This is a genomic window from Rodentibacter ratti, assembly GCF_002000485.1.
Classification (GTDB): Bacteria; Pseudomonadota; Gammaproteobacteria; order Enterobacterales; family Pasteurellaceae; genus Rodentibacter; species Rodentibacter ratti.
In genome coordinates this window covers 211,473-237,658 of record NZ_MLAJ01000005.1, presented here as the reverse complement: position 1 = coordinate 237,658, position 26,186 = coordinate 211,473, and the positions used below count along the sequence as shown (strand labels likewise).

Below are 26,186 nucleotides of genomic sequence, written 5' to 3'. Positions count from 1 at the left end.
TCAAGCTCACTTTTCTATTTTGATAAGGATTCAAAATGAATAACTGGTTAAACGCAAAAGTCATCGCTGCTATTCCAATATTTATCAGCGTTAATCTCGCCGCTTTCGGTGTTTGGTTCTTTGATATTTCCAGTCAATCCATGCCATTAATTTTAGGGATTATTGCAGGTGGATTAGTGGACTTGGATAATCGTTTGACCGGTCGTTTAAAAAATATTTTTTACACATTAATTGCTTTTGCCATTTCTTCTTTTGTAGTTCAACTAAATATCGGCAAACCGGTTCAATACATTGCGTTAATGACCTCGCTTACCTTCATTTTTACCATGATAGGGGCTGTCGGACAACGTTACAGCACTATCGCCTTTGGAACACTCGTTATTGCCCTTTACACCACGCTGACTTATACCCCTAATGCCTCGGACAGTTGGTTTATCAACCCCATTATGATTTTACTCGGCACGCTCTTGTATAGTGTGGTAACTTTAATCGTTCATCTTTTTTTCCCCAACCGCCCCGTGCAAGAAAGCGTTGCTAAAGCCTTTTGTGCTTTAGGGGAGTATTTAGATGCCAAATCTATGTTTTTTGATCCCGATGAAATTGATGAGATCGAGAAAAAGCACCTCAATTTTGCCTTGAAAAATGCTAATGTCATTAATGCTTTTAATCTTGCCCGAACAGCGCTGTTCTACCGTATTAGAGGGCAACATCGCCATATCCGCACACAAAAAATGGTGCGCTATTATTTTGCTGCGCAAGAAATCCACGAACGTGCCAATTCCACCCATTTTGACTATCAACAAATTGCCGAAAAACTCAAAAATACGGATCTGATTTTTCGTATTCAGCGATTGTTAGAATTACAGGCCCAAGCCTGTCAAGAGATTAAAGAAAGTTTACGCCATAACCGCCCTTACCATTATAATCAACGAGTAGAAAAAGCCCTTCTCGGCACATTACAATCTTTTGAGTTATACCGTCAAAAATCCCCCGATAACAAAGATTTGATTATCGATATTCAGGGTTTATTGGATAATTTGCAAAACATTAATTGGCAAATGAATCAGTTAGAGCAAGAATCCAACGTCAATGAACCACTTGCCCAAATTCATACCGTGCAAGTGACAGGGTTAAAAAATATCCTTTCCACTATTGCCGGACATTTTACTTTTGAATCACAATTATTTCGTCATGCTGTACGGCTATCTATCGTGGTTTTCCTTTGCTGTACTATTGTGGATTTCTTTCAATTCAATTTGGGTTATTGGATCTTACTCACAGCAATTTTTGTTTGCCAACCCAATTATTCCGCAACAAAAGCCCGCCTACGCCAACGTATTATCGGCACAATTTTAGGGGTAATTGTGGGATCATTACTGCCTTATTTAAACCCAACGCTTGAACTCAAACTTGGCTTAATCGTGCTAACCTGCACACTCTTTTTCTTTTTCCGCAGCAATAATTACAGCTTTTCCACTTTCTTTATTACCCTACAAGTTTTACTCAGTTTTGATGTGATGGGATTTAGTACAGAAGCAGCACTACTTCCCCGCTTACTTGATACCCTACTTGGTGCAGCCATCGCTTGGTTTGCGGTGTCGTATTTATGGCCGGATTGGAAATACTTACAACTGGATAAAGTCAGCCGATTGGCTATTAAAAGTGATGCTCAGTATTTGTTACATATCACCAGTCAGCTACAATTTAGCAAAAGCGATGATCTCAAATATCGTATTGCCCGCCGTAATGCACACGAATACAACGCCGCACTCAGTACGACCATTTCAAATATGAATAGCGAGCCGATGAAATATCAAACGCATTTACAAGAAGGCTTTGATTTACTCAAAATCAATTATTCTTTACTAAGCTATATCTCCGCATTGGGCTCATACCGCTATAAAATGCGCGAATTACAACAAACCACAGGATTCTTATCCGGTTTCTACCCAACCGCCAAGAAAATTATCTATACTCTTGAAAATATCGAAAAACTCACACCAGAGGTTTTTGCTAAATTATTTGAAAATATCGAATCCAGTTTGAAAGAGATTCAAGTCTCTGAAAATACGGCGTTTATTCTCCCCTATCAGCAATTAAATTTAATTGCGCAACTCTTACCGCAAATTTATGATTATTTTCATAAAACACTCAATAATGATGTAAATATGCTGATTGAGAAAAAATAGGATTTTTTTGACCGCACTTATTTTTGGGTAGGTTTCTACCCTAAATTTCTTATTGTTCTTCTGCCCATAAATGGGGATAATAACGCCCTATTTATAAAGGCAGGCAGTAATGACACATTATATTTTATTGATTATTGGTACCGCATTGATTAACAACTTCGTATTAGTGAAGTTTCTTGGGCTCTGTCCCTTTATGGGCGTATCAAAAAAAATTGAAACCGCAATCGGTATGGGATTGGCGACTATGTTTGTTTTAACCGTTGCGTCGCTTTCTGCCTATTTGGTTGAATACTATATTTTATTGCCTCTAAATGCGACTTTTTTACGTACCCTTGTGTTTATTCTGGTGATTGCCGTTGTTGTTCAATTTACTGAAATGGCGATCAATAAAACCAGCCCAACACTTTACCGCCTACTTGGTATTTTTTTACCACTGATCACGACAAACTGTGCAGTTCTCGGTGTGGCATTACTCAATGTTAATCTTGCCCATAATTTAACCGAATCTGTCATTTATGGTTTTGGTGCATCACTGGGCTTTTCCTTAGTATTGGTTTTATTTGCTGCACTGCGTGAACGCTTGGTCGCCGCAGATGTCCCCAATACATTTCAGGGCGCATCCATTGCTTTAATCACAGCGGGTTTAATGTCGCTTGCTTTTATGGGATTTGCCGGACTCATTAAATAACTCATTGTTGACTATGATCTACTTTTTAATGGTAATTACCCTGTTAATTTTATTAATTGGGTTCTATCAAAGATTTTCAGGAAAAACCAAGAAATAATGACTATTTTACTCATTGTTATCACACTGCTTGCGCTCATATTTGGTGCAATTTTGGGAATAGCATCCTTAAAACTCAAAGTGGAAGCCGATCCCATTGTTGAAAAAATTGATGCTATATTGCCACAAAGCCAATGTGGTCAATGTGGCTATCCCGGCTGTAAACCCTATGCGGAAGCAATTTGCAACGGTGATGAGATCACAAAATGCGTACCGGGTGGGCGAGAAACTGTCGTGAAAATTTCTGAAATTCTCGGGGTTGATGTACCAACAGTTGATGGTATGGAAGAGCCTGTTGAAATAGTAGCGTTTATTGATGAAAATATGTGTATCGGCTGCACCAAATGTATTCAAGCTTGCCCGGTAGATGCCATCATCGGGACAAATAAAATGATGCACACTATTCTCCCTGATCTTTGCACCGGCTGTGAACTTTGCGTTGCACCTTGCCCGACCGACTGTATTTCGATGATTCCGGTAAAAAAAGATATTGATAATTGGAATTGGAAATTTGACGCGAAATTAGTTATTCCCGTGGTGAATGTGAATGGTAGCGAAAAAAAATTGGTTGTGGGGGAATAAATGGTGGACGTTTTATCTCGTTTTAATTCCGGTAAATTATGGGATTTCAAAGGAGGCATTCATCCTCCCGAAATGAAAGATCAATCTAACCATCAACCGATCAAAACACTTCCGCTAAGCAAGGATTTTTATATTCCGCTCAAACAGCATACAGGTCTGGCGGGTCATATTTTAGTAAAAGTTGGTGATTATGTTTTAAAAGGGCAGCCTTTAACACAAGGAGATGGTTTACGCGTACTCCCTGTTCATGCGCCGACCTCCGGTACAATTAAAAATATTGCACCTTATGTCGCAGCCCATCCCTCAGGGCTTGATGAAATGGCTATTCATTTACAGGCAGATGGGTTGGATCAAAGCATTGAGCCGCACCCTATTGACGATTTTCTTAGTCTTACAGCTGAACAACTTATCGAAAAAATTTATCTAGCCGGTGTTGCGGGCTTGGGTGGCGCTATCTTCCCTACTGCTGCGAAAATCCAATCGGCAGATAAAAAAGTTAAATTATTGATTATCAACGGGGCTGAATGTGAACCCTACATCACTTGTGATGATCGTCTAATGCGTGAATGTGCTGATGAAATTATTGAAGGCATCCGCATTTTACGCTATATCCTACGCCCAGAAAAAGTCGTTATTGCCATTGAAGATAACAAACCTCAAGCCATTGAAGCGATCAATACGGCATTACATGGTGCAAATGATATTGAGGTTCGTGTCATTCCAACCAAATATCCTTCCGGCGCGGCAAAACAGCTGATTTATTTACTTACCGGTATGGAAGTGCCAAGCGGCTCCCGTTCCTCCTCTATCGGCGTTTTAATGCATAATGTGGGAACCGCTTTTGCGATCAAAAGAGCGGTTATAAATGACGAACCTTTAATCGAACGTGTAATCACCCTAACCGGCGATAAAATTCAACAAAAAGGCAATTATCGGATACCTCTCGGTACGCCAATTTACTATGTCTTAACGCACACAGGTTATCAGTTTGATGAACGTTTCCCGGTCTTTGTCGGTGGCCCCATGATGGGATTAGAATTGCCGGATTTAAATGCACCGGTAACTAAAATCGTCAACTGCTTACTCGCACCGGATCATTTTGAATATACCGAGCCTGAGCCAGAACAAGCCTGTATTCGTTGTTCAAACTGTTCGGATGCCTGCCCGGTGAATTTAATGCCACAGCAATTATATTGGTTCGCACGCAGTGAAGATCACAAAAAATCGGAAGAATACGCATTAAAAGATTGTATTGAATGTGGCGTATGTGCTTACGTCTGTCCAAGTCACATCCCACTTATTCAGTATTTCCGCCAAGAAAAAGCGAAAATTTGGCAAATCAAAGAGAAACAGAAAAAATCGGAAGAAGCAAAAATTCGTTTTGAAGCAAAACAAGCCCGTATGGAACGCGAAGAACAGGAACGTAAAGCCCGTTCTCAACGTGCTGCGGAAGCGCGCCGCGAAGAATTAGCTAAAACAAAAGGTGAGGATCCGGTAAAAGCGGCATTAGCACGCCTCAAAGCTAAAAAAGTCGGTGCAGAAGAAACCAATCAACAAAAAATATTAACAACAGAAAAAGGTGAAGTTTTACCGGATAATAGCGATATGATGGCACTGCGTAAAGCCCGCCGTTTAGCCCGCCAACAAGCGGAAGTAAAAATAGAAGAGCTTGAAAATAATCTCGAAGAAACCTCATCGACAGATCCGAAAAAGGCAGCTGTAGCTGCGGCTATTGCCCGTGCAAAAGCAAAAAAATTAGCGCAAACCAACGCTGATAACAACATAGCAACGGAAAAGGTGGAAGAAAAAACCGATGAAAATTCGACCGCACTTGATCCGAAAAAAGCGGCTGTGGCTGCCGCTATTGCCCGTGCAAAAGCAAAAAAATTAGCGCAGGCTAATACTGATAACGACATAGCAACGGAAAAGGTGGAAGAAAAAACCGATGAAAATTCAACCGCACTTGACCCGAAAAAAGCGGCTGTGGCTGCTGCTATTGCCCGTGCAAAAGCTAAAAAATTAGCGCAAGCCAACGCTGATAACAACATAGCAAAGGAAAAGGTGGAAGAAAAAACCGATGAAAATTCAACCGCACTTGATCCGAAAAAAGCGGCTGTAGCTGCGGCTATCGCCCGTGCAAAAGCAAAAAAATTAGCGCAAACCAACACTGATAACAACATAGCAACGGAAAAGGTGGAAGAAAAAACCGATGAAAATTCAACCGCACTTGATCCGAAAAAAGCGGCGGTGGCTGCGGCTATCGCCCGTGCAAAAGCAAAAAAATTAGCGCAAACTAAACAACAATCAGGCAAATCTCAGGAATAAATAATGTTTAAAATGGCCAGTTCTCCTCACACTCACTCGGGGAAATTAACAGCACGTATTATGCTTTGGGTTATCTTAGCCATGATACCGGCTTTCTTTACACAAATTTATTATTTTGGTTTTGGTGTACTTATTCAATCGGCATTAGCAATCACCATTGCGTTACTTGCTGAATTTTTAGCAATAAAATTACGTGGAAAAAAACCATTATCCGCACTTTCTGATTTTAGTGTGGTATTAACCGCATTGATTTTAGCTATGGCAATTCCCCCCTATGCGCCTTACTGGATCATTATTATCGGTACACTCTGTGCGGTACTATTAGGTAAACAGGTTTATGGCGGTCTAGGGCAAAATCCATTTAATCCGGCAATGGTGGGCTATGTCGTATTATTGATTTCCTTCCCATTGCAAATGACAACTTGGCTACCACCCATTCATTTATTACAAGAACCTCCAACATTCTCTGACGCGAGCGCATTAATTTTTTCCGGATTAACTACTGATGGGTTTACCCTGTCACAACTTACGCATAGTATTGATGGTATAGCACAGGCTACACCATTAGACAGTGCAAAGATCTTTTATTCTAGTCACAAAGAATTCGCAGATTTCTATGAACTCGTCAAAATGCCAATTTTTATGGGTAACGGTACAGATTTCGCACAGGGTTGGTGGCAAGTCAATCTCGCCTTTTTACTTGGCGGTATATTCCTAATATTAAAACGCACAATTCATTGGCAAATTCCGGTCGCAATGCTCGTGACGTTTTTCTGCTTAGCCACCCTCACCGCCCTTGCCGGTGGAACACATTTAAGTGCCATCAGTCAAATGCTGAGTGGAGGGATGATGTTTGGTGCATTTTTCATTGCAACCGACCCTGTCACCGCTTCCATTACACCACGTGGCAAAATTGTTTTTGGCGCATTGGTTGGGCTTTTAGTCTATCTCATTCGCTATCATGGTAATTTCCCTGATGGGGTGGCATTTGCCATTTTATTAAGTAACATTTGTGTGCCGCTTATTGATCATTACACTCGGCCTCGAGTGACCGGTTATCACTTACAAGGAAGAAAATAATGGGCATTGTTAAAATCACCTCACGCTATGGGATTATTTTAGGATTAGTCGCCTTAATCTGCACCGCCATTTCCTCGGGCATTTTTTTCCTCACAAAAGAAAAAATTGATGAAACCATGGCGGCACAACAACGAGAACAGCTATTACAAGTGGTTCCCCATGATTATTTTGATAATAATTTAGTGGAAAGTGCGGTCATTCCAACACATGAAAATTTAAAAGGCATTCAAAAAATTTATTTTGCTAAACAGGGGCAAAAAATTTCTGCTTACGCCTATGAAACCACCGCACCGGATGGCTATTCCGGTGATATCCGCTTACTTGTAGGGTTAACCCCCGAAGGAGAAATACTCGGTGTGCGAGTTATTGAACATCACGAAACCCCGGGATTAGGCGATAAAATCGAATTACGCATTTCTAATTGGATCTTAAGTTTCAACAATAAACCGATTAATGAAACCAATTTAAATGATTGGGCAGTGAAAAAAGACGGCGGGAAATTTGATCAATTTTCCGGTGCAACCATTACGCCTCGCGCCATTGTCAATCAAGTAAAACGCTCTGCTTTAGTGATGCTTAATAATCAGGCAACACTACAACAACTCGCTATCCAATAAGGACTGTGATATGACAAATTTAACCGAAAAAACGACCGCACTTTTGGAAGATGAGCCTTCTCAACAGGCGGTTGAAACGCAAATAAAATCATCCGAATGGAAAGCCATTTTTACTCAAGGTATTTGGAAAAATAACCCTGCTATTGTTCAACTACTCGGACTTTGTCCTCTATTGGCGGTTTCCAGTACAGCGACCAATGCTCTCGGTTTAGGGCTGGCAACCATGTTGGTTTTAACTTGTACCAACACGGTCATTTCTTTATTTCGGAAACGAATCCCCCATGAAATTCGCATTCCTATTTATGTGATGATTATTGCAACTACGGTTACCGTGGTGCAATTATTGATGAATGCTTACACCTATACGCTCTATCAATCCTTGGGCATTTTTATTCCGCTCATTGTGACAAATTGTATTGTGATTGGCCGTGCGGAAGCCTTTGCCTCAAAAAATCCTCTTTTGCATTCTGTATGGGACGGTTTTTCTATGGGATGTGGTATGGCATTAAGCCTTACCGTACTAGGTGCGATCCGTGAAATTCTCGGACAAGGCACTCTTTTTACAGGAATTGAACATCTTTTTGGTGAGCAGGCAAAATTTCTCACTGTCCATATTTACCAAACGGACAGCAGCTTTTTACTCTTTATCCTGCCACCAGGGGCTTTCATTGGATTAGGACTCCTCCTTGCCCTAAAAAACAGAATTGATAGCCATCAGAAAGTGAAAAAGTAACCCTTTAGGCTCCATCTAATTTGCCTGAACGACTTAGGATTTTTAGGAAAATTTTTCCTGTCTGAACGAAGCGAGTTAAAAATTTTCCGTTAAGAAAATCCTAACCAAGTGAAGAAAAGCAAATTAGTTGGAGTGTGTTCTTTGCTACTTTCTTGCACAAGCAAGAAAGTAGAAGGAAATAAAATTATGAACCAAAAGAAAAGAATCGAAATACTCACCCGTTTACGGGATCAAAACCCTCACCCTACCACCGAATTACAGTATAATTCCCCTTTCGAATTATTGATCGCGGTGATTTTATCGGCACAAACCACCGATAAAGGGGTGAATAAAGCGACAGAAAAACTGTTCCCTGTTGCCAACACACCACAAGCCATTTTGGATTTAGGTCTAGATGGTTTAAAAAGTTACATTAAAACCATCGGGCTTTATAATAGTAAAGCAGAAAATATCATCAAAACCTGTCGAGATCTCGTCGAAAAACACAAGGGTGAAGTGCCTGAAAACCGTGAAGCCTTAGAGGCCCTTGCCGGTGTTGGACGAAAAACAGCGAATGTGGTGCTAAATACCGCCTTTGGACACCCCACAATTGCCGTCGATACCCACATTTTTCGGGTGTGCAATCGCACCAATTTTGCCCCGGGTAAAGATGTCGTCAAAGTGGAAGAAAAACTGTTAAAAGTGGTGCCTGATGAATTTAAAGTGGATGTGCATCATTGGCTCATTTTACATGGACGCTATACCTGTGTGGCAAGAAAGCCCCGCTGTGGTTCCTGTATTATTGAGGATCTCTGCGAATATAAAGAAAAAACTGATTATTAAAAATTATTCCTTTTTTGACCGCTCTTTTATTAATAGGAAAAACAATGACAACAAATAAACAACAACGTCAAACTTGGTCGAGTCGATTAACCTATGTGATGACCGTTGCCGGTGCAACCGTAGGCTTTGGTGCAACTTGGCGATTCCCTTATCTTGTGGGTGAAAATGGTGGCGGTGCCTATGTACTGCTTTTTTGCCTTGCGATGATTGTCATCGGCATTCCCATGATTTTAGTGGAAAATGTGATTGGCCGCCGTTTACGAGTCAATTCCATTGATGCTTTCGGCGATAAGCTTCAAGACAAGGGCAAGCACATTTCTAAATATTGGAAAATCATCGGTTATATGGGGTTGCTAGGCGCTTTTGGCATTATGGCTTATTACATGGTGCTGGGCGGCTGGGTGATTTCCTATATCGTTAGTTTAATCAGCGGTACGCTTGATATTTCAACCCCCATTACAAAAGATGTTGCAAAAAATTTCTATGATCTGCATATCGGCAATAGTCCTTATGAAATTATGCTCTACACCTTCCTCTTTGTAGTGGTGAATTATATTATTTTGACAAAAGGTATCATTGGCGGCATTGAGCGCTCGGTGAAATATTTAATGCCATTGCTCTTTATTTTCCTAATCGGTATGGTGATCCGCAATATCACCTTACCGGGGGCAATGGAAGGGATTACTTTCTACTTAAAACCGGACTTCAGCAAAATCACCCCTCAACTTTTTATTTTTGTATTAGGGCAAGTGTTCTTTGCATTAAGTCTTGGTTTTGGTGTGTTAATCACCCTTTCAAGTTATCTTAATAAAGAAGAAAATCTCATTCAAACGGCAGTAATTACCGGTTTTACTAATACCATCATTGCCGTCCTTGCGGGCTTTATGATTTTTCCTTCTTTGTTTACTTTTGGTATCGAACCCAATGCGGGACCAACCTTAGTTTTCCAAAGTTTACCCATCGTCTTTTCCCATTTATGGGCAGGTAAATTCTTTGCGATTATTTTCTTTAGTTTATTATTAATCGCCGCCCTCACTACTTCCATTACGATTTATGAAGTGCTCATCACCGCCTTACAAGAAAAGCTTCGTATGCGTCGTGGAAAAGCAATTGCACTGGTTTTAGGGGGAATTTTCCTACTTGGGAATATTCCGGCTATTTTAGGCGACAATATTTGGAAAAATGTCACCATTTTCGGTAAAAGTATTTTTGATTTCTATGATTATGCGAGCGGCAATATTTTATTTATGCTCACTGCGTTAGGTTGTGCCATTTTCGTGGGCTTTGTGCTGGAAGATGAAGCGAAAAAAGAGCTTTCTCCTACACCGAACTCGACTTTCACCAAAATTTGGTTTAACTATGTCAAATTTGTTGTACCAGTGATTATTATTGTGATTTTTATCAGCAACTTATTCTAACCTATAAAAAACCGAGCCAAGGCTCGGTTTTTCTTTTATCACTGACTCTCTGCAATGTTTTTTTTCTCTTCCAATTCTTCCCAGCGCAAAAAGGTTTGTTCAAGAAGCGCTTCCATATCCGCCAATTCTTTTAGTTTCCCATCGGTGATTTCATAGGACTGTTGGAAAAAGCTAGGCTCGCTCACCTCTGCCTGAAGTGCGGTCAATTTTTCCTCTAATTCTTCCAATTGCAGTGGAAGTTGCTCCAACTCACGCTGTTCTTTATAAGATAGTTTAATGGATTTTGGCTTAGCTGTGCGCTCAGTTTTAGCGATATTTTCTTGCAGTTTCGGAGGCAATTTCTTCGTTGCATCCTGTTCAGCTTTGCTTGCCCAAAAGTTGGCTTGCTGCTGTTTCGCATCAAAGAAGCCGCCTACGTATTTATTGACGATACCCTTCCCTTCAAATAAATAACATTCCATTGCGGTATTATCGATAAATTGACGGTCATGGCTCACGATCAATAGGGTGCCTTGATAATCCGTCAAAATTTCTTCGAGTAATTCTAAAGTTTCCACATCTAAATCATTAGTGGGTTCATCAAGAATCAGCAAATTATTCGGTTTAAGCAACAGTTTCGCCAACAACAAACGGTTACGTTCCCCACCTGATAAGGCTTTCACCGGTGTCATCGCCCGTTTAGGCGGGAATAAGAAATCTTGCAAATAACCTAACACATGGCGTTTTACGCCGTTCACTTCGATATCTTGCTTGCCATCGGCAACGTTATCCATTACCGTTTTTTCCGGATCAAGATCCGCACGGTATTGATCAAAATAAGCGATCTCTAATTTTGTTCCTGTTCGAATTTTTCCACTTGTTGGTTGGATTTCACCGAGGAGCAACTTGATAAACGTGGTTTTGCCACAGCCATTTGACCCAACTAAGGCTATTTTATCCCCCCGTAAAATCGTGGTGCTGAAATCTTTTAATAATTGCTTACCCGCCACCTCATAACTCACATTTTCCATTTCAAACACGATTTTTCCGGAACGGGTTGAGGTATCAAGTTGTAATTTTGCCGTCCCCATCACATCACGACGTTGACGGCGTTCCTCACGCATGGCCTTTAACGCTCGAACACGCCCTTCATTACGGGTACGACGTGCTTTTATACCTTGGCGAATCCATACTTCTTCCTGCGCCAGTCGCTTATCAAACAGCTCATTTTGAAGGGCTTCGACACGGAGATTTTCTTCTTTTGTCGTGAGATATAAATCATAGTTGCCTGGATAGGAAACAAGCTGTCCGCGATCTAAATCCACAATACGGGTCGCCATTTTGCGAATGAAAGAACGGTCGTGGGAAATAAACACAATACTACCGCTAAACTCTAAAAGAAAATTTTCCAGCCATTCAATCGCTTCTACATCCAAATGGTTCGTCGGTTCATCAAGTAATAACACATCAGGATCGCAAACTAAGGCTCGTGCTAATGCCGCTTTACGCAACCAACCGCCGGAAAGTGCGGTCAGTTTTGTATTAGGATTTAAGCTTAATTTAAGTAGCACTTCATTAATTTTATTTTCAAATCGCCAACCGTCAGCATGCTCTAATTTTGCTTGAATTTGCTCAAGCTGGCCTAAGGTTTGCTCCGTATAGTGATTTTCAAGTTCAAGAGAAATTCGGTGATATTCTTTTAATAAATCCGTTAAATGACCAATACCTTCTGCCACATAATCAAAGACATTACCCGAGGTATTGCGGGGTGGATCTTGCTCAAGACGGGATACCACCAAATCTTTTTCATATTGGATCTTACCGTCATCCAACAATACATCACCAGCAATAATTTTGAGTAATGTTGATTTCCCTGCTCCATTTCGCCCAACCAAACAAACACGTTCGTTAGGCTCAATATGAAGTTCGGTATGATCTAATAATGGAGCATCGCTAAAAGAAAGATAGCCATTTGTTAAGCTAATTAATGCCACGATAACCTCGTAAAATTTGATTAAAATTATTCATCAATCACTAAAGTGATTTATTCACTCCTTTGGAGCCGCTAGCAAAGCCAACGTTCAAAAAACCTTGTTTTTTGTGACCGCACTATTTTATACGTTTTGGAAAGAAAAGCGAAAAAACGGATAAGAAAAAAGGACGCTTTTCAGCGTCCTCATTCTCTAAACTTTAAAAAATTAAAGTGCAGATTTTGCTTTCTCAACTAATGCAGCGAACGCCACTTTGTCGAATACAGCGATATCAGCAAGGATCTTACGATCGATTTCAACAGAAGCTTTTTTCAAGCCATTGATGAATTTGCTGTAAGATAAACCATTTTGACGAGCCGCTGCGTTGATACGTGCAATCCATAATTGACGGAATTGACGTTTACGTTGGCGACGGTCACGATATGCATATTGACCGGCTTTGATCACCGCTTGGAAAGCAACGCGATACACGCGTGAACGTGCACCATAATAACCTTTAGCAGCCTTAAGAACTTTCTTATGGCGTGCTCTTGCAATAACACCACGTTTTACACGAGCCATTATTTAATCTCCTATGTCTATTTTCTACTAAATGAACTAATCGTACGTTTTGCTTAAATAACGGCTTATGCGTATGGTAAGCAGGCTACGACTAAAACTTGGTCTGCTTTCGCAACCATGGATTTATGACGTAAATGACGTTTACGCTTAGTTGTTTTTTTAGTCAAAATGTGACGTAAGTGAGATTGTTTACGCTTGAAACCGCCGGAAGCAGTTTTTTTGAAACGCTTAGCTGCGCCGCGTACTGTTTTGATTTTAGGCATTGTTAAAATAACTCCGCATTTTTCGTTTAAAACAACATAATCAGGCGAACTTGAAAAGTTACTTGGAGGCACTGATCATTTCCATCATAAGGCAAATTAACTTGCCTTTTCTCAAAGTAGTTAGGCTGCGTAGTCTGCCCAACTTACAATGACTTCTCACCTAAGTGAAAAGATTTTTGCCAAGATCTCGATCTCAACAAAAAATTCCTATTTTTTCTTCGGTGCTAACACCATTACAGCTTGGCGCCCTTCTAATTTACCCGGTGCGGATTCAACTACTGAAATTTCAGCCAAGTCGTTTTTCACCCGCTCCAACACTTCTAAACCGATGTCTTGGTGTGCCATTTCACGACCACGGAAACGCACGGTAATCTTTGCTTTATCGCCATCTTCCAAGAAACGGATAAGGCTGCGTAATTTAACTTGGTAATCACCTTCGTCGGTACCCGGACGGAATTTAATTTCCTTCACTTGTACGACTTTTTGTTTTTTCTTCTGCTCTTTTGCGGTTTTGCTTTTTTCGTAGAGGAATTTGCCGTAATTCATAATACGGCAAACCGGCGGCTCTGCATTTGGACTAATTTCAACAAGATCAAGCTCCGCTTGCTCCGCCATTTCTAAGGCTTGTTGAATGGAAACAATACCTAATTGTTCACCATCTTGGTCAATCAAACGAACTTCTTTTACACGAATTTCATCATTAATGCGATTCGGGCGATTTACTGCCGGCGCTTTTTTTACGGTTTTAATAATCGTATTCCTTCTATTGGTTTATGCAAAAACCTTTCACAACACGCAAAAGATTCCAAATTCTCTCACTGATAAAAATGAGTAAAACGGGCGGATTTTATAGTATCCACCAATTTTATGCAACAAAATTTAGCCATTCACACAAATTTCTACACCGACACTTTCGCCATATTCTAATAAATGATCAATTCTTGCGGTTTCTAAGCAAAGCATACGTTGATAGGCTTGCTCACTCATCGCACTTGTGGATTTATCCCACGGATTCCAAAGTACAAGCTGGCTTGCATTATGATGATGTAATCCAATGGTGCGCTTCAATGCCTTATCAACAATTTGATTTTGTGTTTTCTCCGCAGCATAAATACAATCTACGTTTTCTGTAATAAAACGTGGTGACGGCACATTTTCTTGTTGCTGAGTCAATGCGTTAAAGCAGGTTTCAGGCAAATTGCTCACTTCAACTTGGGTAATATCCCCAACATTAAAATAACTATGTAAGGCGACCTGTGCCGGCTGCTCACCATAATGAGTGAAGGTGATGTGGCACTTATCCGTAAAAATCATCTCCACTTTCGCTTCAATAATATTCAAATCTGAAAATAACGAAAATTCTAACCGCACTTTATCTTTCGCCAAATCATAATGGCTTAATTGCCATAAACGAATTCGAGCCGTGCCATGAGGCGGTTGTTTTGCCCCACCAAACCACGGATAACAAATCGGTACGCCACCACGAATCGCCGTACCTAACTCGAAAGGTTCAATTTCACTTAGCCACAATACATCCTGTGTACTCCCTTTGGGTTGCCAGCTCAACAATTGCGCCCCTTGTAGTGCAATTTGAGCGGTGCCAATTGAGTGTTTTAAGTGCAACACCGGAATATCATTTTGCAGAATTAAACTAAGTTCGGGCGTTAAGGTTTTGAGTAGGGTCATTTTCATTTTTTATCCTTATTATAATTTCATCATAAAAGAACGTACGGATACAATTTTAACTATTCTAATTAAACCGAATAGATAAAACATCGTCAATAATTTAATACCGGTTTCCTATGTAAAAGAAATTTGAATAAACTTGATTACTAATATGCTGGTTTATTTCTACTCTCTGTCAACCCAATAAGTATTTCAATTAAAAAAGCATTTTGAATCCAAAATGCTTTTTCTATTTATAAGCTGTGTGTGAATAAGGGGATACTTCCCCTTATTGAATTATAAACTCTGCCCGTATTTTTCCCACAAAGCATTTTGTAGGCTAAAAGGGATTTCGTTTTCTGTTGGAACGATTTGTTGATAACTGCCATCGGGCTGCATTTCCCATGCTTTTGTATTATCTTTTAGTGCCATCGTGAGCCCTTCTTCAATAACACGGGCTTTGAGTTCTGCGGATTCAATCGGCGTAGCAGTTTCAATTCGGCGGAAGAAATTACGCCCCATCCAATCCGCACTAGAAATATAGGTATTTTCAGCTCCATTATTGTAGAAGTAATACACGCGAGAGTGTTCAAGTTGACGACCCACAATAGAACGCACACGGATATTCTCGGAAAGCCCCTCTACCCCCGGACGCAACGTACACATTCCCCGAACAATGAGATCAATTTGTACACCAGCTTGACTAGCTTCGTATAAGGCATTGATAACACCGGTATCCACCAGAGAATTCATTTTTGCAATAATTCGTCCTGTTCGACCCGCTTGTGCATTCAGCGTTTCTTGTTTGATATGCGCTAAAATTTCCTGATGTAATGTGAAAGGGCTTTGGTAAAGTTTGTTTAATTTTACCGGTCTGCCTAATCCTGTAATTTCCATAAATAAGGTATTGACATCATAGGTAATCTGTTCATCGGCGGTAATTAAGCCGAAATCGGTATAAATGCGGGACGTTCCTTGATGATAGTTCCCCGTGCCTAAATGTGCATAGCGTTTAAGTAAACCTTGTTCACGGCGAATAATCAGCACCATTTTGGCGTGTACTTTATACCCAAAAACACCGTAAACAACATGTGCCCCCGCATCTTCAAGTTGTTGCGCCCAGTTGACATTATTTGCTTCATCAAAACGCGCCATTAACTCAACAACAACGGTTACTTGCTTGCCAGATAATGCGGCTTGCATTAACGCATTGACCAGTTCTGAACGGCTTCCTGTGCGATAGATGGTCATTTTAATCGCTAATACCGAAGGATCATTTGCGGCTTCACTGATCATTTGAACCACGGGATCAAACGATTGATAAGGGTGATGCAATAAGATAGGCGCTTGCCTGACATAATTCAAAATGGAATCAATTTTTGTTTGTTTGGATAGTGAGCTAGGTGTCACAGGCGGGAATTTTAAATCAGGTCGATCGACTAAATCGGGAATGGCATTCAAACGGATAAGGTTGACAGGGCCTTTTACCCGATAGAGTTCATTTGTACTAAGCTTAAATTGCGCCAAAAGAAAATCATAGATGTGCGAAGGGCAAAGTTCAGAAACCTCTAAACGCACGCCATCACCATATTCACGGTAATGTAATTCGCTTTGAATGGCAGTGCGTAAATCATCCAACTGTTCTCTATCCGATTCCACACACAGATCACTGTCCCGAGTAAGGCGAAATTGGTGGCAGCCTTTCACCGTCATACCCAGAAATAATTTATGCACGTTGGCATGTAAAATAGAAGAAAGAAAAACAAAACCATCATCGCCTTGACAAATGTCAGAGGGCATTTTGACTACACGCGGTAAGATGCGTGGTGCTTGCACGATTGCCATACTAGAAGGTCTGCCAAAGGCATCGTTGCCGTCAAGTTCTACCGCAAAATTCAATGATTTATTTAATAGACGTGGAAAAGGATGGGAAGGATCAAGCCCTATCGGCGTTAATATCGGCAGTAATTCACGATCAAAATACTGACTCACCCACTCACTTTGTGCTTCCGTCCAGCTTCGACGACGATAAAAATGAATACCTTCTTTTGCTAGCTCCGGTTGAAGTACATCATTAAACAAAGCATATTGCTCATTAATTAAATTACGGGCATCCTTTGAAACAACGGCAATCGTTTCCTCTGCAGTTTTACCACAGTCTAACAACGCATAAGGATATAATTTACTTTCACGTTTCAGCCCAGCAATACGCACCTCAAAAAATTCATCTAAATTTGATGAAACAATACACAAAAAACGTAGGCGTTCTAACAAGGGTGTATTCGGATCTTGTGCTTGTGCTAAAACCCGACGGTTAAAAGCCAGTAGGCTCATCTCTCGACAGAGAAAACGATTATTATCAGTCATTGTAATATCCCTATTTTTACCATTACATTTCGAATGGGAAAAATAACCGATAAAAATGACAGGAACGTGACAGAAATATTAATACTCTTTGTTTTCCCTCATATTTTTGTTTATACTTTCATCGCTTTAACAGCATATTCATTCATATATCGCAAGTTTGTGTATAGGAAATGGACAAATCTGATTGTATTCTCAATTCTGTTTTTCATCATATACCTTCGCTTGCAAATCATTAACTTTCTTAAGGATTTAGGAACTATGTTAGAGATTTGGCAACAATTTAAACAAAACTATCTCATTAAATATTGGAATCCTGTCGCTGCGGTGATAGCTGCAGGTTTGCTTTCCGCTTATTATTTTGGTGTAACCGGCACTTACTGGGCGGTAACAGGGGAATTCACACGTTGGGGCGGACATGCATTACAAGCCCTCGGCATCGATGTGAGCGAATGGAGCTATTATAAAATCATTGGAATGGAAGGAACCATTTTTACCCGTATTGACGGTGTGATGATTTTAGGGATGTTCGCCGGCTGTATTTCCGCTGCTTTATGGGCAAATAACGTAAAATGGCGTAATCAACCGCATAAACGCCGTATTGTTCAAGCCTTAATCGGCGGTGCGTTAGCCGGTTTCGGTGCACGTCTTGCTATGGGGTGTAATCTTGCTTCTCTTTTCACCGGCATTCCACAATTCTCTGTTCATGCTTGGTTTTTCACGCTTGCCACGGCAATAGGTACTTATTTTGGTGTGAAATTCACTTTACTCCCGATGTTCCGTGTTAAGCTTGAACTTAAAAAAGGGGCAGCAAAATTAAAAGAAACCGATCCGAAACAAGCCTCCCGCCGTTTTTGGATTGGCATGCTGATTTTCTTTGCCTATCTTATCGCATCACTTTATGTGATGACCCAATCCATAAAATTAGGTTTCGCAATGTTTTGCGGCTTAGCTTTCGGTTTATTAATTGAACGTGCACAAATTTGCTTTACCTCTGCTTTCCGTGATTTATGGGTAACCGGTCGCGCTTATATGGCGAAAGCGATTATTTTCGGCATTATGGTGGGGACAATTGGTGTTTTCTCCTATATTCAATTAGGCGTTTCGCCAAAAATTATGTGGGCGGGTCCAAATGCCATTGTCGGCGGATTATTATTCGGTTTTGGTATCGTATTGGCTGGCGGCTGCGAAACCGGTTGGATGTATCGTTCAATGGAAGGGCAAGTTCACTTTATGTGGGTAGGGCTAGGCAACGTCATCGGTTCCACTTATCTTGCCTATGCTTGGGACGACATCGCCCCCACTCTCGCCTTAGATTATGAAAAACTCAACCTACTGAAATCCTTCGGTCCGGTGGGGGGATTATTAGTAAACTACGGTTTATTAATTCTCTGCTTAATTGCGGTGATTTGGTGGGAACGCCGTTTCCTCGCCAAAGCCAAAGCAAAAATCGCTGCAAGTGTACAACCATCTTGCGGTTGTTAATTCTTATTCATTCAAAAGAGGAAATTATTATGGCATTTACCGTTGTGCAAAAATTAGATAAAGATCCGAAAGACATTACCCCAGATTATACCTTAGACACCCTAGGCGAACCCTGCCCTTACCCGGCAATTGTGATGCTTGAAACCATGCCACAATTACAAAAAGGGGAAATTTTGGAATTATTAAGTGACTGTGCCCAATCCATCAACAACATTCCGGTGGATACCAAAAACCACGGTTACACATTGTTAAGTGTAGAGCAAGACGGCACAAAATTACGTTATTTGATTCAACGTTAATCTCAAGAGAAAAGTGCGGTCAAAATTGACCGCACTTTTTATACATCAGTCTAAATGAAAAAGTATATAATGTTCGCCTAAAAACTCATGACATTTTAACCGCACTTTAATTAAGGAATATTATGCAACTTCCCTCTCTTCAATCTGCAAAATTGATCCGCCGTTATAAACGTTTCCTTGCCGATATTGAATTACCCAATGGTGAAGTGATGACCATTCACTGCGCCAACACAGGGGCGATGACAGGCTGTGGAGAGAAAGGAGATACCGTTTGGTATTCCCATTCCGATAGTCAAACTAGGAAATATCCTCACTCTTGGGAACTCACCCAACTAGCCAATGGACAACTTTGCTGTATTAACACTCATCGTTCCAATCAACTTGTGTTGGAAGCACTACAAAACAAACAAATTAAAGAACTGGCGATGTATGATGAAATTTATCCTGAAGTCAAATACGGCGAAGAAAATAGCCGCATTGATTTTTTACTTAAAAGCGAAGGACTGCCCGATTGCTATGTGGAGGTAAAATCTATCACTTTGGTGAAAGGTAATCTTGGTATGTTTCCCGATGCCGTCACCACACGTGGTCAAAAACACGTGCGAGAATTATTAGCAATGAAAAAACAAGGACATCGGGCAGTCGTACTTTTTGCTGGCCTGCATAATGGATTTGATCGTTTCAAAATCGCTGAATATATCGATCCCGAGTATGATAGATTGTTAAAAGATGCGATAGAACAAGGTGTAGAGGCTTATGCCTATGCCGGTGAATTTGAAATTTCAGGGGGAATTCCTACCGCACTTTCATTGACAGAATCTGTGCCTTATATTAAATAATAATTTTTTGATAATTATTTTCATCTATTTATTGACAAGATTATTGATAACGATTATCATCTAATCCATTCCAATAACAAGCTGGTTTTCAATTAAAACACTCAGCGATAATCACTCCAACATTCCTGCCTATTTCCCCACAAATAGGCGTTTTTTTTGTTCACAAATCTTTTAGATTCCCTATAATAAACCACCTCAAAATAATAATTAGGAAATAAACAATGACTGATATTAATACTGTTCTCGCAGAACTTAAGCGTGGCACGGATGAAATTCTTTCCGAAGCGGATTTAATTGAAAAACTCAAAGAAAATCGCCCTTTAAAAGTAAAATTAGGCGCAGACCCTACCGCACCGGATATTCACTTAGGGCATACCGTGGTGCTCAACAAATTACGCCAATTCCAACAGCTTGGTCATGATGTTTATTTCTTAATTGGTGATTTTACCGGTATGGTAGGCGATCCTTCCGGCAAAAACACCACCCGTCCTCCTCTTAGTCGTGAAGATGTATTACGCAACGCGGAAACCTATAAAGAACAAATTTTCAAGATTCTTGATCCGCAAAAAACCAAAATCGTCTTCAATTCCGAGTGGTTAGGCCAATTAGGTACGGAAGGGATGATTCGCCTTGCAAGCAATTATACTGTTGCCCGTATGCTTGAGCGTGATGATTTCAAAAAACGCTTTACCAATAACCAACCCATTGCGATTCACGAATTTATTTATCCTCTATTACAAGGATATGATTCCGTGGCATTAGAAGCGGATGTCGAGCTTGGCGGTACTGACCAAAAATTCAATTTATTAGTGGGTCGTGAATTACAAAAATCAGCCGGTAAAAAACCACAAGTGGCGATCACCATGCCATTGCTTGTAGGCTTGGACGGTGAGAAAAAAATGTCAAAATCTCTCGGTAACTATATCGGTGTGACTGATGCGCCAAATGATATGTTCGGTAAAGTGATGTCAATTTCCGATGAGTTAATGTGGGATTGGTATAATCTGCTTTCATTCCGTCCTTTGAGTGAAATTGAACAACTAAAAGTCGATGTGAAAAATGGCAAAAACCCACGTGATGTAAAAATTTTACTGGCGAAAGAATTAATTGCCCGCTTCCATGATGAAACAGCTGCGAATGCGGCAGAACAAGAATTTATTAATCGTTTCCAAAAAGGCGCAATGCCGGACGAAATGCCTGAGTTTACCTTTAATGGTGAAATAGGTTTAGCAACCTTGTTAAAAGAAGCGGGATTAGTGCCTTCCACTTCTGAAGCGATTCGTTCCGCCCAACAAGGAGGCGTGAAAATCAATGGTGAAAAAATTGAGAATATAAAAGAAAACGCACCAAAAGGTACCAATGTTTATCAAGTGGGTAAACGTAAATTTGCCCGTGTGACAGTGGAATAATAAACTCTACGAAAAATAACCGCACTTTTTAAAGTGCGGTTATTTTCTAAAATGAATGAATAAAGGGCGAAAACCCATAAACAATTTATGCCCTGATATACTATATAAGGAAGATGACCATGATCCATAAGATTTGGGTAACCGGTGATGCTGTGGTGGATCTTATCCCAGACGGTGAAAATCATTATTTACGCTGTGCTGGTGGCGCACCGGCGAATGTCGCTGTGGGTGTTTCACGTTTAGGAAGCGAAAGCGCCTTTATTGGTCGTGTAGGAAAAGATCCGCTCGGTCAATTTATGCAAGAAACCTTAAATACCGAAGGTGTGGATACCACCCATATGATTTTAGATCCACAACATCGCACTTCAACTGTGGTTGTCGGGCTCGACAACGGTGAACGCAGTTTTACTTTTATGGTAAACCCAAGTGCCGATCAATTTCTGCAAACCAGTGATCTACCGCCATTTCAAGCCGGCGAATGGTTGCATTGCTGCTCTATTGCACTCATTAATAACCCATCACGGGAAGCGACCTTTGAAGCCATTCGCCGTATTAAAGTTGCAGGGGGATTTTTCTCTTTCGATCCAAATTTGCGTGAATCGCTATGGTCTAGCCTAGAGGAAATGAAAACTGTTGTAATGGAAGCTGTCGCATTAGCCGATGTATTGAAATTTTCCGAGGAAGAACTCACTCTTTTAACCAATACAGATAGCCTTGAAAAAGCCTTTGAAAAAATCATCGCACTTTATCCGGAGAAACTGATTATCGTCACCCTTGGCAAAGACGGGGCGTTGTATCACCTTGCCGGCAAAAAAGATATTGTTTCGGGTAAAGCTTTAAAACCCGTTGATACCACCGGGGCTGGCGATGCCTTTGTGGGCGGATTATTAGCCGGTCTTTCTCAACATGAAAATTGGAAAGACAACGATGTGTTGGTGAAAATTATACGCCAAGCGAATGCTTGTGGTGCGTTGGCAACAACGGCAAAAGGTGCGATGTCAGCTTTGCCAAATAAAACACAATTGGCTGAATTTTTGGCAAACTAATCCTAAGGTGTGTGAACTTATCTCACTCACCTTCTGTTAAAGTGCGGTCATAAACGGAGATATTTTTATGAAACTATGGTATTCCGATTCCAGCCCTTACGCTCGAAAAGTACGCAGTGTGATTCATTATCACCAATTACAAAATCAAATTGAATTTCTACAAGCGACAAGCGGAATGGATAAGCATTCGCCACACAATCAAGATAACCCTCTTGGGCGCTTGCCTGCACTCCAAATGGCAAACAGCGAATGGTTATATAACAGTTCGCTGATTGCCGAATATCTCGATCATTTAGGTTCACAACCTTCACTTTATGGTAGTGGAGAGCAACGTTGGCAAATTCTCCGCTTACATTATTTAGCCGATGGTGTTTTAGAAAACGAAATATCCGTTATACCTGAAAAACGCCTACGCCCCCAATCAGAATGGTGGTTAGAACGCCATCAACAAATTTTTCAACGAACAGAACAAAGCCTTATAGCGATTCAAAAATCCATTGATTTATTCGGTGAAGAGCTCAATATCGGTACGTTAAATACGGTTTGTGTCATTGATTTTCTACTATTCCGTAATGATTGGACTTACGCCACCAAACATTCCGCGATGGAATCATTAAAATCATGGGCGGAAAAAATGAATGCTCGCTACGCTTGTTTAAATGAAACTTATCCAAAATAGGACAACGATGATTATCTTCAACAACGGCAAATACAAAAGTCTTCTCGCTGCAGAACAAGGCGAACTTGACAGCATACGCAAAACAGTGGAAAGCGATAAAGATTTCTATCCCACTTACCATCTTACGCCACCCACAGGGCTATTAAATGACCCAAATGGACTGATTTTTGACGGTGAAAAGTATCACCTTTTTTATCAATGGTTTCCTTTCGATGCCATACACGGAATGAAACATTGGAAGCACTTCATCACTCATGATTTCCAAACCTATCAAGCCGCCGATGATTTAATTCCCTGTGAATTATTTGAATCTCATGGCTGCTACTCCGGTGGGGCATTAAAAGTCGGCGACCAATTAGCCATGTTCTATACAGGTAATACCCGTCGTGCAAGTGATAACCAACGTGTGCCTTATCAAAATCTGGCAATTTTTGATTTAAACGGAAAATTACTAAGCAAACGTCCGTTAATAGAAAATGCCCCAAAAGGTTATACGGAACACGTGCGAGATCCGAAACCTTACCTGACAAAAGAAGGAAAAATCCGTTTTATTTGTGGTGCACAACGTGAAAATTTGACCGGCACCGCCATTATTTTTGAAATGGATCATTTGGATGAAACGCCACGCTTAATCGGTGAATTGTCTGTTCCGGCTTTTAATAATCAAAATGTGTTTATGTGGGAATGTCCGGATTTATTGAAATTGGGCGACAACGATATTTTCGTCTGGTCACCACAGGGCAAAAATCGTGAGGTACATCAATTCCAAAATAACGATCACGCTACTTATGCTATTGGGCAATTAAACGACAATATACTGGAAGCGAAACACATTGCCGAACTCGATCAAGGCTTTGATTTCTATGCTCCTCAAACCTTTGGCGGTTTAGAAAATAAAACAAACACCATCATGTTTGGCTGGATTGGCTTGCCGGATTTAACTTATCCAACGGATAAATTCAAATGGCATTCTGCCCTCACCATGCCACGAGAAGTGCATATTGAGAATAATCGGCTCTATCAACGCCCGATTGCCAAAATTTATGAAAATATGACCGCACTTTCCACACAAATGCTGCAAGAAAAAACCACGATTGCTCATTTAGATCGTGCCTATTTAAAATTTGATGCAGAAAATCAGCCTTTCAAATTTTCTTTCTTCACCAATGAAGAAGGTGAAACGCTGACTTTATCCTATGAAAACGGCTTAGTCTGTTTGGATCGCAGCCAATCGGCACAAACGGAATTAATGAAGAAATTTGGTGAACAACGCTATTGTGAAATCGATGATCTTCGTACAGTAGAGATTTTCTTTGATCGTTCGATTGTGGAAATTTTCTTGAATAATGGCGAAAAAGCAATGACATCAAGATTTTTTATTACAAATCGAGAGAATGTGATTGTAACAAACCGTACTTTAAATATTGAACTTGGCTTTCCAAAAGCAATCAACTATGTTTAACCAACATTAAGTCAAAATAGAAAAATAGACGGCGATATTCCGTTTTGTCTAAAAAATAGCATTGAATGGAAAAACTGAAAAGAGAGGAAAATATGATAAAACTTACTGCTCAAAACATTATTGAATTATTCAATCAACGTAGTTCAACCCGTTATTACGATCCAAGTAAAAAAATCAGTGATGAAGATTTCCACGCCATTTTAGAATGTGCCCGTCTTTCACCAAGCTCTGTAGGATCAGAGCCTTGGAAAATATTAGTCATTCAAAACAAAGCCTTACGGGACAAAATCAAACCCTTTAGTTGGGGAATGATGAATCAGTTGGATAATTGTAGTCATGTGGTGGTCTTGCTTGCGAAGAAAAACGCCCGTTATGATAGCCCGTTTTTCGTGGATGTGATGACGAGAAAAGGGCTGACGGAAGAACAGCAACAACAAGCCTTGGCAAAATACAAAACGCTGCAAGAAAACGATATGAAATTGTTGGAAAGTGACCGCACTTTATTCGATTGGTGTAGTAAACAAACCTATATCGCCCTTGCTAATATGCTGACCGGTGCGGCAGCGATGGGAATTGATTCTTGCCCGATTGAAGGTTTCCATTATGATTTGATGAATCGAACCCTTGCCGAGGAAGGATTATTTGACCCGAATGAATACGGTGTATCTGTTGCTGCCACATTCGGCTACCGTGCCCGTGATATTGCGAAGAAATCCCGTAAAGCGATGGATGAAATTGTCACTTGGGTGAAATAAAGCAGCCCCAAGGGGCTCTATTATGATAAACCTAGGGTAACTTGTTACCCTAGGTTTCATCAATTCAACTGTTTACTATCATCCATCAAACTATCACACTCCCAACCAATATAATCGCCCATAAATTGTTGAGCCAATTTTTCAAATCTTTCCACTTGTTCAAAAATTTCGCCATTATCGAGGGAAAGTTCTTGCTCCATTTTCACCAGATAGTAAGGCTCATCATCCTCGTTAAATTGAATAGGTTGTGCGGAATATTGCAACGTCGAAAAGGAATAATCCCCCAAACTCAACTCATCCATAAAAGAAAACATTTTTTGTTCTTCATCAAAGTGAAAACTGTGTTCGACCAAATAAGTATCCGCTAAATCACGTCCTTTACTTTGCAATAAACCAAGCAGTTCTTCCGTAGCATTGATCTTGATTTCAAGGGGAGAGGCAAGTAAAAAATCAAAATAAGTATCCCAATTCGGATCATCTTGAACACTCACCTCCTCCACAAAATCAATTTGCGATAAGGTTTCAAGTAAAATTTCCGAATGTTCACAATAGAAATGCATTTTCGCCTGTCCGTTACAGATAAAATGCCCGGCAAAAAATACATTCGGAAGTGCGGTCAATTGTGCCAAAATTTTAAAAATACGATTAATAAGTTTATCGTACTCCCCTTCTGACGGAAGCCCGCTCTCATCACCGTCATAATTAATGGCAAATTGCACAATTTTATTGCAATTTTTACCATGAAATTGATCGATATTTTCAATATTTGCGGTAAAGACGGCAGGCATATCATTCACCATAGAACGATAATTCTGCCAATTTGCCATATCCATTTTTTT

General features: G+C 40.4%; 24 protein-coding genes. 17 read left to right on the top strand and 7 right to left on the bottom strand.

Annotated elements, in window-relative coordinates:
* The first annotated feature begins 35 nt into the window (after positions 1-35).
* The 9 genes from yccS (at position 36) to BKG94_RS06080 (ending at position 10,550) form a co-directional block, all read left to right on the top strand.
* Entirely contained in the window at positions 36-2,189 is a 2,154-nt protein-coding gene (gene yccS / locus BKG94_RS06120) for a YccS family putative transporter (protein WP_077435251.1), read from the top strand.
* Positions 2,190-2,298: 109 nt separating this feature from the next.
* A complete protein-coding gene (rsxA, locus tag BKG94_RS06115) occupies positions 2,299-2,877 on the top strand; it encodes an electron transport complex subunit RsxA (RefSeq protein WP_018355691.1) in 579 nt (192 codons plus the stop codon).
* A 96-nt stretch (positions 2,878-2,973) separates the two neighbouring features.
* The gene (rsxB, locus tag BKG94_RS06110; RefSeq protein ID WP_077435249.1) at positions 2,974-3,555 is read left to right on the top strand and encodes an electron transport complex subunit RsxB; all 582 of its coding nucleotides are present in this window, start codon (positions 2,974-2,976) and stop codon (positions 3,553-3,555) included.
* Entirely contained in the window at positions 3,556-5,880 is a 2,325-nt protein-coding gene (gene rsxC, locus BKG94_RS06105; RefSeq protein WP_077435247.1) for an electron transport complex subunit RsxC, read from the top strand.
* Positions 5,881-5,883: 3 nt separating this feature from the next.
* Positions 5,884-6,960, top strand: a complete 1,077-nt coding sequence (gene rsxD, locus BKG94_RS06100) for an electron transport complex subunit RsxD (RefSeq protein WP_077435245.1) — start codon at positions 5,884-5,886, stop codon at positions 6,958-6,960.
* The gene (rsxG, locus tag BKG94_RS06095) at positions 6,960-7,577 is read left to right on the top strand and encodes an electron transport complex subunit RsxG (RefSeq protein WP_077435243.1); all 618 of its coding nucleotides are present in this window, start codon (positions 6,960-6,962) and stop codon (positions 7,575-7,577) included. Before rsxD ends, rsxG begins: the two co-directional genes overlap by 1 nt.
* A 10-nt stretch (positions 7,578-7,587) precedes the next feature.
* A complete protein-coding gene (locus BKG94_RS06090) occupies positions 7,588-8,310 on the top strand; it encodes an electron transport complex subunit E (RefSeq protein ID WP_077435241.1) in 723 nt (240 codons plus the stop codon).
* A 186-nt stretch (positions 8,311-8,496) separates the two neighbouring features.
* Positions 8,497-9,132: an endonuclease III gene (gene nth / locus BKG94_RS06085; protein WP_077435239.1), complete on the top strand. Its 636-nt coding sequence runs from the start codon at positions 8,497-8,499 to the stop codon at positions 9,130-9,132.
* 44 nt (positions 9,133-9,176) lie between these two features.
* A complete protein-coding gene (locus BKG94_RS06080) occupies positions 9,177-10,550 on the top strand; it encodes a sodium-dependent transporter (protein ID WP_077435237.1) in 1,374 nt (457 codons plus the stop codon).
* Positions 10,551-10,588: 38 nt separating this feature from the next.
* Here the strand turns inward: BKG94_RS06080 and BKG94_RS06075 are convergent, their stop codons facing one another.
* From BKG94_RS06075 to ppk1, 6 genes are all read right to left on the bottom strand, one after another.
* Complete coding sequence (locus tag BKG94_RS06075) at positions 10,589-12,523, bottom strand: ABC transporter ATP-binding protein (RefSeq protein WP_077435235.1); 1,935 nt, start codon at positions 12,521-12,523, stop codon at positions 10,589-10,591.
* Positions 12,524-12,727: 204 nt separating this feature from the next.
* Complete coding sequence (gene rplT / locus BKG94_RS06070; protein WP_005596075.1) at positions 12,728-13,081, bottom strand: 50S ribosomal protein L20; 354 nt, start codon at positions 13,079-13,081, stop codon at positions 12,728-12,730.
* A 65-nt stretch (positions 13,082-13,146) separates the two neighbouring features.
* Positions 13,147-13,344, bottom strand: coding sequence for a 50S ribosomal protein L35 (gene rpmI, locus BKG94_RS06065; protein ID WP_005596065.1), 198 nt, complete (start codon positions 13,342-13,344; stop codon positions 13,147-13,149).
* Positions 13,345-13,551: 207 nt separating this feature from the next.
* Positions 13,552-14,049: a translation initiation factor IF-3 gene (gene infC, locus BKG94_RS06060; protein ID WP_026215354.1), complete on the bottom strand. Its 498-nt coding sequence runs from the start codon at positions 14,047-14,049 to the stop codon at positions 13,552-13,554.
* A 174-nt stretch (positions 14,050-14,223) separates the two neighbouring features.
* A complete protein-coding gene (locus BKG94_RS06055) occupies positions 14,224-15,036 on the bottom strand; it encodes a D-hexose-6-phosphate mutarotase (protein ID WP_077435231.1) in 813 nt (270 codons plus the stop codon).
* Between the two features lie 270 nt (positions 15,037-15,306).
* On the bottom strand, positions 15,307-17,427 hold the full coding sequence (gene ppk1 / locus BKG94_RS06050) for a polyphosphate kinase 1 (protein ID WP_279626255.1): 2,121 nt from the start codon (positions 17,425-17,427) through the stop codon (positions 15,307-15,309).
* Between ppk1 and yedE the strand changes: the two genes are divergently transcribed.
* From yedE to BKG94_RS06010, 8 genes are all read left to right on the top strand, one after another.
* Positions 17,410-18,858 carry a selenium metabolism membrane protein YedE/FdhT gene (yedE, locus tag BKG94_RS06045; protein ID WP_244156999.1) on the top strand — a complete coding sequence of 483 codons (1,449 nt, stop codon included), beginning with the start codon at positions 17,410-17,412 and terminating at the stop codon, positions 18,856-18,858. The genes ppk1 and yedE overlap by 18 nt on opposite strands.
* Before the next feature lie 29 nt (positions 18,859-18,887).
* Complete coding sequence (gene yedF / locus BKG94_RS06040; RefSeq protein WP_005696304.1) at positions 18,888-19,157, top strand: sulfurtransferase-like selenium metabolism protein YedF; 270 nt, start codon at positions 18,888-18,890, stop codon at positions 19,155-19,157.
* 122 nt (positions 19,158-19,279) lie between these two features.
* Positions 19,280-19,996 (top strand): DNA/RNA nuclease SfsA, encoded by a 717-nt coding sequence (gene sfsA / locus BKG94_RS06035; protein WP_077435225.1) that lies wholly within the window; start codon positions 19,280-19,282, stop codon positions 19,994-19,996.
* Between the two features lie 221 nt (positions 19,997-20,217).
* Positions 20,218-21,405 carry a tyrosine--tRNA ligase gene (gene tyrS, locus BKG94_RS06030; RefSeq protein WP_077435223.1) on the top strand — a complete coding sequence of 396 codons (1,188 nt, stop codon included), beginning with the start codon at positions 20,218-20,220 and terminating at the stop codon, positions 21,403-21,405.
* 119 nt (positions 21,406-21,524) lie between these two features.
* On the top strand, positions 21,525-22,451 hold the full coding sequence (locus BKG94_RS06025; RefSeq protein ID WP_208604262.1) for an aminoimidazole riboside kinase: 927 nt from the start codon (positions 21,525-21,527) through the stop codon (positions 22,449-22,451).
* 67 nt (positions 22,452-22,518) lie between these two features.
* The gene (locus BKG94_RS06020; RefSeq protein WP_077435221.1) at positions 22,519-23,130 is read left to right on the top strand and encodes a glutathione S-transferase N-terminal domain-containing protein; all 612 of its coding nucleotides are present in this window, start codon (positions 22,519-22,521) and stop codon (positions 23,128-23,130) included.
* Positions 23,131-23,137: 7 nt separating this feature from the next.
* A complete protein-coding gene (locus tag BKG94_RS06015; RefSeq protein ID WP_077435219.1) occupies positions 23,138-24,592 on the top strand; it encodes a glycoside hydrolase family 32 protein in 1,455 nt (484 codons plus the stop codon).
* A gap of 92 nt (positions 24,593-24,684) precedes the next feature.
* Positions 24,685-25,347, top strand: a complete 663-nt coding sequence (locus tag BKG94_RS06010) for an NAD(P)H-dependent oxidoreductase (protein WP_077435217.1) — start codon at positions 24,685-24,687, stop codon at positions 25,345-25,347.
* A 59-nt stretch (positions 25,348-25,406) separates the two neighbouring features.
* On the opposite strand, the gene BKG94_RS06005 is transcribed toward BKG94_RS06010, so the two are convergent.
* A complete protein-coding gene (locus BKG94_RS06005) occupies positions 25,407-26,180 on the bottom strand; it encodes a TIGR01619 family protein (RefSeq protein WP_077435215.1) in 774 nt (257 codons plus the stop codon).
* Positions 26,181-26,186 lie beyond the last annotated feature (6 nt).

Excerpts from the sequence above, each read along its gene's own strand:
- yccS (WP_077435251.1), top strand. The coding sequence starts at position 36 with ATGAATAACTGGTTAAACGCAAAAGTCATCGCTGCTATTCCAATATTT.
- rsxA (WP_018355691.1), top strand. The coding sequence starts at position 2,299 with ATGACACATTATATTTTATTGATTATTGGTACCGCATTGATTAACAAC.
- rsxB (WP_077435249.1), top strand. The coding sequence starts at position 2,974 with ATGACTATTTTACTCATTGTTATCACACTGCTTGCGCTCATATTTGGT.
- rsxC (WP_077435247.1), top strand. The coding sequence starts at position 3,556 with ATGGTGGACGTTTTATCTCGTTTTAATTCCGGTAAATTATGGGATTTC.
- rsxD (WP_077435245.1), top strand. The coding sequence starts at position 5,884 with ATGTTTAAAATGGCCAGTTCTCCTCACACTCACTCGGGGAAATTAACA.
- rsxG (WP_077435243.1), top strand. The coding sequence starts at position 6,960 with ATGGGCATTGTTAAAATCACCTCACGCTATGGGATTATTTTAGGATTA.
- BKG94_RS06090 (WP_077435241.1), top strand. The coding sequence starts at position 7,588 with ATGACAAATTTAACCGAAAAAACGACCGCACTTTTGGAAGATGAGCCT.
- nth (WP_077435239.1), top strand. The coding sequence starts at position 8,497 with ATGAACCAAAAGAAAAGAATCGAAATACTCACCCGTTTACGGGATCAA.
- BKG94_RS06080 (WP_077435237.1), top strand. The coding sequence starts at position 9,177 with ATGACAACAAATAAACAACAACGTCAAACTTGGTCGAGTCGATTAACC.
- rplT (WP_005596075.1), bottom strand. The coding sequence starts at position 13,081 with ATGGCTCGTGTAAAACGTGGTGTTATTGCAAGAGCACGCCATAAGAAA.
- rpmI (WP_005596065.1), bottom strand. The coding sequence starts at position 13,344 with ATGCCTAAAATCAAAACAGTACGCGGCGCAGCTAAGCGTTTCAAAAAA.
- BKG94_RS06055 (WP_077435231.1), bottom strand. The coding sequence starts at position 15,036 with ATGAAAATGACCCTACTCAAAACCTTAACGCCCGAACTTAGTTTAATT.
- yedE (WP_244156999.1), top strand. The coding sequence starts at position 17,410 with ATGGGAAAAATAACCGATAAAAATGACAGGAACGTGACAGAAATATTA.
- yedF (WP_005696304.1), top strand. The coding sequence starts at position 18,888 with ATGGCATTTACCGTTGTGCAAAAATTAGATAAAGATCCGAAAGACATT.
- sfsA (WP_077435225.1), top strand. The coding sequence starts at position 19,280 with ATGCAACTTCCCTCTCTTCAATCTGCAAAATTGATCCGCCGTTATAAA.
- tyrS (WP_077435223.1), top strand. The coding sequence starts at position 20,218 with ATGACTGATATTAATACTGTTCTCGCAGAACTTAAGCGTGGCACGGAT.
- BKG94_RS06025 (WP_208604262.1), top strand. The coding sequence starts at position 21,525 with ATGATCCATAAGATTTGGGTAACCGGTGATGCTGTGGTGGATCTTATC.
- BKG94_RS06020 (WP_077435221.1), top strand. The coding sequence starts at position 22,519 with ATGAAACTATGGTATTCCGATTCCAGCCCTTACGCTCGAAAAGTACGC.
- BKG94_RS06015 (WP_077435219.1), top strand. The coding sequence starts at position 23,138 with ATGATTATCTTCAACAACGGCAAATACAAAAGTCTTCTCGCTGCAGAA.
- BKG94_RS06010 (WP_077435217.1), top strand. The coding sequence starts at position 24,685 with ATGATAAAACTTACTGCTCAAAACATTATTGAATTATTCAATCAACGT.
- BKG94_RS06005 (WP_077435215.1), bottom strand. The coding sequence starts at position 26,180 with ATGGATATGGCAAATTGGCAGAATTATCGTTCTATGGTGAATGATATG.